Origin of the sequence: Haematobacter genomosp. 1, from assembly GCF_002196855.1 — a bacterium.
Classification (GTDB): Bacteria; Pseudomonadota; Alphaproteobacteria; order Rhodobacterales; family Rhodobacteraceae; genus Haematobacter.
In genome coordinates this window covers 1-3,510 of record NZ_NIPW01000059.1, presented here as the reverse complement: position 1 = coordinate 3,510, position 3,510 = coordinate 1, and the positions used below count along the sequence as shown (strand labels likewise).

4 protein-coding genes are annotated in these 3,510 nt (G+C 63.6%); 1 reads left to right on the top strand and 3 read right to left on the bottom strand.

Translation table 11 applies throughout. From position 1 onward, the window contains the following. The first annotated feature begins 243 nt into the window (after positions 1 to 243). Entirely contained in the window at positions 244 to 735 is a 492-nt protein-coding gene (locus tag CDV49_RS19295) for a helix-turn-helix domain-containing protein (RefSeq protein ID WP_035715260.1), read from the top strand. A 34-nt stretch (positions 736 to 769) separates the two neighbouring features. Here CDV49_RS19295 and CDV49_RS20615 read toward each other — a convergent pair whose 3' ends face one another. From CDV49_RS20615 to CDV49_RS19285, 3 genes are all read right to left on the bottom strand, one after another. Continuing rightward, entirely contained in the window at positions 770 to 928 is a 159-nt protein-coding gene (locus tag CDV49_RS20615; protein ID WP_156969595.1) for a hypothetical protein, read from the bottom strand. A 621-nt stretch (positions 929 to 1,549) separates the two neighbouring features. Then, on the bottom strand, positions 1,550 to 2,152 hold the full coding sequence (locus tag CDV49_RS19290; RefSeq protein ID WP_035715265.1) for a methyltransferase type 11: 603 nt from the start codon (positions 2,150 to 2,152) through the stop codon (positions 1,550 to 1,552). Beyond that, positions 2,149 to 3,486: a DUF3560 domain-containing protein gene (locus CDV49_RS19285; RefSeq protein ID WP_088216927.1), complete on the bottom strand. Its 1,338-nt coding sequence runs from the start codon at positions 3,484 to 3,486 to the stop codon at positions 2,149 to 2,151. The genes CDV49_RS19290 and CDV49_RS19285 overlap by 4 nt, the downstream gene beginning before the upstream one ends. Positions 3,487 to 3,510 lie beyond the last annotated feature (24 nt).

The window sequence follows — 3,510 nt, the reverse complement described above, 5'->3', positions numbered from 1 at the left end:
AGGACGGCGGAGCTGGTGATGCGTCCTGCAGGGAGATCCCGGCCACCGCGCAAGCGATCGTCACCCGAAGGGGCGAGCGAGGTTCGGGGCGCAGGCCGGCACCGCCGGCCGGAGCCTAGAGCGCGGTCACTCGGGCAGGGAGGTCCAGGGCGATAGCCCTAGACCGGTCGGCACGAGGGATGCGCCCAGAGGCTTGATCTCGCGTTCTCGAACGTGGAATAATTTATCCAAAAGGAGACGTTCATGGATAAATCGGCACTGATCGGAATGCGTCTTGAACAAGCGATCCGCAAATGCGGGATGACCCTGCGCGATGCGGAAGAACGGTTCGGCATCAGTAAAAGCGCCCTGTCCAACTATATCAACCTCAACCGGACGCCCAAGGCGGACTTTCTTGCGCTGGTCGTGTCGAAGCTGAACGTGGACGCGCACTGGCTTCTGACAGGAGAAGAAACCCGCAAACCTAACCTGCACGATCACACAAGGGTCTTCCGAACTTACCAATTGGCACGGGATGCGTTTCTGGCGGTCGAAGCGGCACCGCTCCCTTCGCAGGTGTCAGGGGAGGTGTTGGAGAACATGCGATCGGCGGGCGAAGCGTTGCACCAGCTCGGGGGCATGGACGCGATGCACGCGGCGATCCAGAACTTCTTTCCGGACGACAGCGGCCGGACCTATCGGGCCTTGGGCATCCTGAATGATTTTTGGGACGGGATCGGGGCGTGGCAGCGGTAGAAAAGGCCCGCCGCAAGGCGGGCCGGGACGCCGCTCAGGCGTCCTTGTCCTTTCGTGGTTCAGTGAGGTCGCGGGCATACCTGACTTCGACCTTGAGGAAGCCCGGAACGCTTAGGGCGACGGAGACGCTGATTTTCGCCTTGGTGGTGAGGGATTTCAGGATCGAGCGCAGAGTGGCGAGGATCTTGGTCATGATGGTAGCTCCTTTGAGTGAGTGTCGATTGCGGCTCAAAGGTGCGAAGGCTTTAAGGACTGGTGCACCCGCAGGGTCGGAACGCAGTGGAGAAGGGCGCAGCCCTTGCGCCGATCCGGGCCGAAGCAAACTGAGCAGCAATAAATCGACAGTCACTCAAAGGAGCGGGCCGCCATCAGGTCGGATGCCCAGAACGGCGCGCTCGATCCTGAAATCCCGGTGGTGGCAAATGGCCCCGGTGCTGCGTTCCGGGCTTTCTCAAGGTCGGGCCGCACCAGCGGCCTGACCTTTGAGGCGACGGCGCCGAAGGCGCCCCCGCGCGGGCAGCGCGAGCCGGTCCTGGCGCTGTCCCTGAAAGGGGCGGCGGCGGGATCGGACAACCGCCTCGCCTCCCTTCGTGCTATGGGGGCGCGTCCGGCTCGGCGGCTGCAAGCCCCGGCAAAGCCGGGGTGGAAAACCGCCCTCCAACCGTAAGCGCAATGGCAGGTGCGCTTTCTTTTTCCCGCGCAGCGGTCCCGCGCGGATAGCGCAAGGCCGGTGACAGGGGCGCCCTCGGGCGTTCCTGTCATCGGGCACCATGACCACGAACGAAAAGAGGGGCCTCGCGGCCCCCCATGTCGATCAACTGCACTGAATCCTTATGATTTTGGTATGCACCCGCGCCGCGCTGAACGTGTCGGGCGGCAGGGTTTCCAGATGCTCGGCATCGGGATGCTCGAACGTGACCGGCACCAGTGCGACCAGCGTTGCGGCGTCGTGACCGCCTCGCCCAAGAAGCGACAGCGCAGCGGCAACGTGCTTTCGCAATTCGCGGAAAGGCGGATTCATGAGGATGCGGGGAAACTCGACCTTGCTGCGCGCCTCGTCGGCATATTCCAGAAAACAGCGGTGCAGCGTCGGGCCGATCTTGTGCAGCGTGGCTGCAAGGGCGTGATGCCGCTCGATCAGGGTCAGTTCGCGCGGGCTGTGTCCGGACGCGATCAGCGCCCGCGCAAGCTGGCCGGTTCCGGCGCTTGGCTCTAGCGTCAGATAATCGCCCACGGGTCCGAGATATTCGACCATGCGCCGCGCTACATCGTCGGGTGTGACATGGCATTCCGTGGCACGGTCCACGGCGATTACCTCCGGCACGGCGTCCAGCGCCAGGGCGGGCGCGTCCCGTCGCGCCCTGACCGGAATGGTCAGGGGCTTTGCGGGGCGGGAATACATGGCGGGGCGGGTCATGCCGCGGCCTCCATGTCCTTGACGCTCTCGGGCGTGTCGTGCTGCTTCTGGTCGGTGATGAGAATAGCCGCCCATCCGGCCATATAGCGGGGGCCTTCGTGCTTCGGGTTCGGTGCGATCCGAACGCGGAAACCGCCGCAAGTGGAAAGGCGGGTGCCGTGCTGCTCGGCGTAGATCCTGGCATATTCCGCCTTGGTCAATTCGATCTGGGGCAGGTCCTGGGCCTCGCGGCGGTGCGGATTCACCACGGAAACCGTGCCGGATGGGGCTTTGAAATTGAGGATCGGGGGCTTGGCGTCTTTCTTCGCGGGGGGCAGGTAGCCACAAGACTGCATCAGGTCGCGCCATTCGTCGGCTGACAATTCAAGGCCCGATCCTTGGGCGATATGCGCGGGCAACGGGGCTTCGCATTCCACGGCGAAAAGGTCGGTGTCCAGCTTCGACCCTTTCGGCTTGTCGGCCCCATGTTCGCGGACGAACATCTGCAAAAGGGTCGGGGTGATCTCTCCATCATAGCGCGGCACCTCGCCCAACATCTCCCGTTCATAGGACAGGCGGTTGAGGGTGTGCATGATCCAGCGCGACAGGTTGCCGCTCTCGATGGTCGAACGCGCTCCGGCCATGGCCTTTTCGCGGGCCTCCTGCGGGGTCATCTCGCCCCGCTCAACGGGCGAATACAGGTTGAACGAATACAGTTCGCCAATGCCAAGCGCCGCGCGGATATGGTCGTCCGTGGTCAGCTTCTCCCATGTCGCAAGGGCTTTGTGCGCGGTGTTCAGCTTTCGTTGCAGGTCGCGCAACTCGGCCAACAGGCCATGAATCCGCCGCGCCCGCACCCTTGGATCGTTCTTGTGGTTCGCGTGGGCCTCGACGCCTTCGGCCCGATACTGCCAGTAGCCAATGGCCTTATGGGCTTTGCTGGCCTTGTCCTGTGCGCTGTGCATCCGCTCTTGCGTCTTGCGGGCCTTCCGCTCGGAATGGTGGCCCACAAGGATCGGCTGCCCAAACTCGAACGCCTTAGACAGTTCGTTGGCGGCGCGGGAAAAGGCGCTGGCCTCAGCGGCGCGTTTGTCCGCGATGGCGTCCAGCCGGTCGGCTTTCATCTGGGCGCGTTCGGCCAAGGTCATTTCCTCCGGCTCGATCTCGCCCGCCAGTTCCAGCGCCAAATCCTCGCGGGCGCAGGACCACGAGGGGGCCACGAAAAGCTCCTGTTTCGGTGCCCATTTGAAACCGGCATCCTTCACGCGCTGGAAAGTTTCGGCATCGAGACGGGCGGAAGCATAGAGGCGGATTTTGTTGTCCTCGGGCGAGTAGGTCGCGGAAATCGTGGTCATCTGGTCTTTCCTTTCGTGTTGCGG

What these genes read in the sequence shown, in the direction of transcription:
- CDV49_RS19290 (WP_035715265.1), bottom strand. Translation starts at nt 2,152, where the DNA reads ATGACCCGCCCCGCCATGTATTCCCGCCCCGCAAAGCCCCTGACCATT.
- CDV49_RS20615 (WP_156969595.1), bottom strand. Translation starts at nt 928, where the DNA reads ATGACCAAGATCCTCGCCACTCTGCGCTCGATCCTGAAATCCCTCACC.
- CDV49_RS19285 (WP_088216927.1), bottom strand. Translation starts at nt 3,486, where the DNA reads ATGACCACGATTTCCGCGACCTACTCGCCCGAGGACAACAAAATCCGC.
- CDV49_RS19295 (WP_035715260.1), top strand. Translation starts at nt 244, where the DNA reads ATGGATAAATCGGCACTGATCGGAATGCGTCTTGAACAAGCGATCCGC.